General features: G+C 72.1%; 5 protein-coding genes and 1 pseudogene. 5 read left to right on the plus strand and 1 reads right to left on the minus strand.

Going from position 1 to position 5,268, the window contains the following annotated elements:
• Positions 1-209: 209 nt before the first annotated feature.
• The 5 genes and pseudogenes from G6R24_RS17870 to G6R24_RS17890 form a co-directional block, all read left to right on the plus strand.
• Positions 210-1,079, plus strand: a pseudogene (locus G6R24_RS17870) (type II secretion system F family protein); the annotation flags it as partial.
• A gap of 406 nt (positions 1,080-1,485) precedes the next feature.
• Positions 1,486-2,436 (plus strand): type II secretion system F family protein, encoded by a 951-nt coding sequence (locus G6R24_RS17875; protein ID WP_163550357.1) that lies wholly within the window; start codon positions 1,486-1,488, stop codon positions 2,434-2,436.
• Positions 2,437-2,681: 245 nt separating this feature from the next.
• Complete coding sequence (locus G6R24_RS17880) at positions 2,682-2,942, plus strand: hypothetical protein (protein ID WP_163550358.1); 261 nt, start codon at positions 2,682-2,684, stop codon at positions 2,940-2,942.
• Positions 2,943-3,102: 160 nt separating this feature from the next.
• Positions 3,103-3,459 carry a TadE/TadG family type IV pilus assembly protein gene (locus G6R24_RS17885; protein WP_391530678.1) on the plus strand — a complete coding sequence of 119 codons (357 nt, stop codon included), beginning with the start codon at positions 3,103-3,105 and terminating at the stop codon, positions 3,457-3,459.
• Positions 3,460-3,773: 314 nt separating this feature from the next.
• The gene (locus G6R24_RS17890; protein WP_163550359.1) at positions 3,774-4,217 is read left to right on the plus strand and encodes a hypothetical protein; all 444 of its coding nucleotides are present in this window, start codon (positions 3,774-3,776) and stop codon (positions 4,215-4,217) included.
• Positions 4,218-4,320: 103 nt separating this feature from the next.
• On the opposite strand, the gene G6R24_RS17895 is transcribed toward G6R24_RS17890, so the two are convergent.
• Complete coding sequence (locus G6R24_RS17895) at positions 4,321-4,725, minus strand: YchJ family protein (RefSeq protein ID WP_163550360.1); 405 nt, start codon at positions 4,723-4,725, stop codon at positions 4,321-4,323.
• Positions 4,726-5,268 lie beyond the last annotated feature (543 nt).

Raw genomic sequence — 5,268 nt, forward strand, 5'->3', positions numbered from 1 at the left:
CCCCGCAGCTCCCGCCATCCCCGCCGACGCGCCAGCCGCCGCCGATGCCACCGCCCGCGCCGTCGGTGCCGTACTCACCGACATCCCAGCACCCACCGACGTCCCAGCACGTGCCGATGTCCCAGCACCCACCGACGTCCCAGCATGTGCCGTCCGAGCGGCGGCAGTCGACCGGTGATGGCTGGTCCGAGATCGCGGTGGAGGGCTAGATGGGCATCTTTCTCGGCCTGCTGTGCGGGCTGGGCCTGTTTCTGATCGTCACCAGCGGTCGGTCGTCCGGTGTACGCGGTGGCGGTGCGCTCGCGGCGGCGGTGGCGCGCTGGGAGCACAACACCGCCGAGCTGCTGGCCCAGGCGGGAATCCGCGGTCTCGGCCCGCGCCAGTTCGTCGCGATCAGCGTCGGGCTTGGTGCTCTGGTCGGGCTGGTGGTGCTGGCGCTGACCGGCACCCTGTCGCTGGCCGGCGCGTTCGCGCTGTTCGCCGCCATGATCCCGCGCACCCTGGTGGTGCGTCGCCGGCATGCCCGGATGCACGACCTGCGCGAACTGTGGCCGGACGTCGTCGACAACCTCGCCAGCGCCGTCCGCGCCGGCATGTCCCTGCCCGAGGGGCTCGCCGCGGTCGGCGTGCGCGGTCCGGTGCAGCTACGGCCCGCGTTCACCCGGTTCGGTGAGGACTACGGTGCCACCGGCTCCTTCACGACCTGCCTGGATCGCCTCGCCGACGAGCTCGCCGACCCCATCGCCGACCGGATCATCGAGTCGCTGCGGATGGCCCGCGAGGTCGGCGGCACCGACCTCGGTCGTCTGCTGCGCACCCTGTCGACGTTCCTGCGCGAGGACGCCCGCACCCGCGCCGAACTCGAGACCCGCCAGGGCTGGACCGTCAACGCCGCCCGGCTCGCCCTCGCCGCCCCCTGGATCGTGCTGCTACTGCTCGCCACCCGCGGGCAGAACGTGCAGGCCTACGACAGTCCGACCGGCGTGGCGGTCCTCGTCGGTGGCGGCGCGGTGTCCGGTCTGGCCTACATCCTGATGCGCCGGATCGGACGGCTCCCCGAGGAGGGCCGTGTGCTGCGTGGCGGTGCCCAGCCGGGGCTGCCCGCGACCGACCCGGAACCCACCCTCGCCACGGCGACCGCGTCCGGCTCCGCCGGCACGGCGGGTTCGGCGGGCCCATCCGGGTCGTCCGGGTCGTCCGGTCCCTTCGGGTCGTCCGGGTCGCCGCCGATGGGCTGGCCGCCAGACCCGAACGGCGGCGGGCCTGGCCTGGACTGGCCGGGTGGCGTGGCGGATCCCGGCTTCGGTCCGGACGGCCCGCATCCCGGTCCCGAAGCCGGACGGGAGGGCTGGGGATGACGGCCGTGCCAGCGGTGACGGCTCCGACCGTGGTGGCGGGTGTGACAACCCTGGTGACGGGTGTGACGGGCGTGGTGACGGGTGTGACGGGTCTGATCGGCGTGACGGATGTGACAGGGGTGGCAGCGTGACGATGGTCGCCGCCGGTGCGTTGCTCGGCCTGCTGCTCGGACTGGGCCTGGTCATCATCGTGTACCGGTCGCCGCGGGCCCGGCGCATCCAGCTCGCCGACCGGATCGACCCGTACCTGCGGGACACCCCACGTCCGTCCCGGCTGCTCGCCGACCGGCCACGCTCGTCCAACCGCCCGGGGTTCGTCGCCATCGAGGCGCTGCTGCGTCCGCTGCTCTCGGATGTGGCTGGCCGCCTCGACCGCTTCCTCGGCGGACGGGTCGGACTCCAACGACGGCTCACCCAGGCCGGCGGGCGCACCGGCATCGAGGAGTTCCGCGCGCAGCAGGTGGTGTGCGCGGCCTGCGGGGCGCTGTTCGGGGCGTTCCTGCTGGGGCTGCGCGCGACCGTCGGCATCGGCCCGCCCGCGCTGGTCAGCGTCGCCCTCGTCGTCGCCGGCGCCGCCGGTGGTGTGGTCGGACGCGACTACTGGCTGACCCGGACGATCGCCGACCGCGAGGACCGGATGCTGCTGGAGTTCCCCACCATCGCCGAACTGCTCGCCCTGGCCGTCACCGCCGGTGAGTCTGCGATCGGGGCCCTGGAGCGGGTCGGTCGCCTCACCCACGGCGAACTGGGCCGCGAACTGCGTCTGGCGCTCGCCGACGCCCGAGCCGGCGCCACCCTCGTCCAGGCTCTGGAAGGCATCGCCGCCCGTACCGCCCTGGCGCCGCTGACCCGCTTCGTCGACGGTATGGCCGTCGCCATCGAACGCGGCACCCCCCTGGCCGACATCCTGCGCGCGCAGGCCGTGGACGCCCGCGAGGCCGGCAAACGCCAGCTGCTCGAAGCCGGCGGCCGCAAGGAGATCGCCATGATGATCCCGGTCGTCTTCCTCGTCCTGCCCACCACGGTGATCTTCGCCTTCTATCCCGCCCTGGTGAGCTTCACCGTGATCGCCCAGTGACCGTCGCACCGACGCCGAGCGCCTGGCGGCTTCCCCCGCGCGCGCAACGACACCGGACTTTCACGAGTCCCACATGTCGGACGTCGCGCACCGACTCGCACTGGCCGCACGCGCACGACCGGCCGCACGCGCACGACTGGCACGGCACGCAGGCATGGCACGACGCGGTGCCCACACACGGTCCCGAGACGACGCGCCGATGATCCGCGGCGCGCCGTCTCGGACCGAACAGCGAAGGAGAGACCATGGGACGGCGTATCGGGCAGGCCGGACGGGCCCTGAGCGCGCGGTGGCTGGCCTGGGCCGCGGGACCCACCCCCCGCGACGGCAGCGGCAGTCCTGGCGATGACCGCGACCGGGGTGACGTCCCCGGCTGGGTGATGATCACGGTGATGACGGCGGCGCTGGTCGTGGCGATCGCGACGCTCGCGACTCCCGCGTTGCAGAACCTGTTCAACTCCGCCATCAACTCGGTCTCCGGAGTCGGTGGTGGCGGCGGCAAGTAGGCGCACAATCGACGAACCGGTCGTGGACGATCAGCAGGCCGCGACCGTCGAAACCCCCGGAAGTCTACCAGCCACCGGAAATCCGCCCGCCTCCGGAGGCCTAACCGCCTCCGGAGGCCTGCCGGCCACCGGAGGTCTGCCAGCGGACGAGGGCTCCTCGGTGGTGGAGTTCATCCTGGTGGGAACACTGCTGCTGTTCCTGTTCCTCGGGATTCTGCAGGTCGGGCTGGTCCTCTACGTCCGCAACACCCTCGCGGCCGACGCGGCCGAGGGCGCCCGGCACGCGGCCAACCTCGGCGTCACCTCGGCGGACGGCGGCCCGTACGCCCAGGCGCTCATCGCCCGGACGATCCCCGGGCGAGCCGACACCACCTGCACGGGCGTGGACGTCGACGGCCCGGACGCCACCCCGCTCGTCCAGGTGACCTGCAAGGTGGTCGTCCCGCTCGTCCTGGTTCCCCTCGGGGACGGCGTCACGCTGACGGTCACCGGCCACGCCGTCAAGGAGGTGCCGTGACGCCTGGGGCCCGCCCGGGGTTGACGTCCGATCCCAGTTCGACGTCCGATCCCAGTTCGACGTCCGGTCCCGGTTCTACGTCCGGCCCGGGTTCGACGGTCGGCCCGGCGCGACGCGTGGTGCGATCGATGGACCGGGCCCGTCCCGTGCTGGCTGCCGCTTTCTGGGGGCGGCCAGGGGAGGCAGGCGTCAGGGAGGAGCGAGCCCGGGGCGCCGTCTGGGGACGGCGACTAGGAGCGGGGCCGGGCAAACGAGCGCGGGCCGCTGCCGGGAGGCGGGTGCGGGGATGGGGAGCCGCTGACGAGGGCTCCGCGATGATCGAGTTCGTGGGACTGTCGATCGTGCTGCTCGTACCGTTCGTCTATCTGTTTCTCTGTGTCTTCTCGGTGCAGCGTTCCGCCTTCGGTGTGACCCAGGCCGCCCGCGAGGCCGGTCGCGCTTTCGCGACCGCCGACAGCGCGACGCAGGGGGTCAACCGTGCCCGCCTGGCCGCCGGACTCGCCCTGCGAGACCAGGGCGTTTCCGACACGCCGCAGGTCCGTTTCGCCCCGACCGGAACGAACTGCGGCGACGGCAATCCCGGGGACGGCGCCGAAACCCTCGAACCGGGCGCCTCGTTCGTGATCTGTGTCCGCACCGTGGTCGCCCTACCCGGCACCGGTGCCTTGTTCGCCGGCATCACCGATGTCACGGTCAACGGCCAGTTCACCGTGATCATCGACCAGTTCCGCGCCAACCGCCAGGATCCCCAGCCATAGCAGGATTTTCCTGCGTCCACGGGGCCACCTGCGTTCACGGGGCCCCTGGGATCACGGTGTTTCACGACATCATGCGGACCCTGGAATCCGGATGGCCCCAGGATCACTGGTCGTGGAGCAGGGGCCCGGCCGCGGCATCCACATAGACCCAACGGCCGTCGATCCGGGTGAACGTGCTGCGCTCGTGCTGCATATGACGTTCACCGTTCGCCGTGCGCGCGACCGCGCGGAACTCCACGACGCCGGAGTCGTCGCCTGGCCCGCCGTCCACGGTGTCGACGATCTGCAGGGCGCGCCAGGTCAGATCGGCGTCCAGGTCCAGGCGGCGGGGGCGCGTCGCGGGATGCCAGGTGCGCAGCAGGTACGGCGCGAGGCCACGGGCGAAGGCGCTGTAGCGGGAGCGCATGAGCGCCTCGGCGGTCGGTGCCGGATTCCCGAGATGAAACGGCTCGCAGCACCGCGCGTACTCCCGGCGGGAGCCGCAGGGACACCGGTCGACGGAGCTCACGCGGTGCGATGCGGCGTCACGGCACAGTGGGTGAACTCCACTCGCCTGGTCAGTTCCACTCGCCGGCCCCACGGACGCGGGCTTCGGCGAGGGGCCCTGTTCGGCCGAGAGCAGGCGATCGCAGGCCTCCACGTGGGCGTCATCCCGGACATGAGGGAGCACGGCATGGGACGAGCTGATACCAGGCAGGGTATCGCGCTGGTGATCGCGGTAGTCCACGACGCCTGGCAGGCGGGAGGCCGCCAACGGGAAGTTCACTGTCCTCATCGACCAGTTCCGTGCCAACCGACGGAACCCGGGCTGTAGGTCACGGGCCGCCGCTGAGAACGTAGGGCACGTACCGATCGTCGGAGTCACGTAGGTAAACCGTCATGGTCATGGCGCAGGGAAGCGACGAGCTGCTTCCGTGATGCCACCGAGCCCGCGCCGGGAGCGGGTTGGCATACATCTCCTGTCCGAGCGGACGCAGACCGTGATAGCCGACGCGCCGTATGGGCGGACTCTCCTGCGCCTCGGTCGCGGCCAACGCGCGTGGCTGGCCCG

The sequence above is a fragment of the Candidatus Frankia nodulisporulans genome (genome assembly GCF_902806475.1).
GTDB classification, from domain to species: domain Bacteria; phylum Actinomycetota; class Actinomycetes; order Frankiales; family Frankiaceae; genus Frankia; species Frankia umida.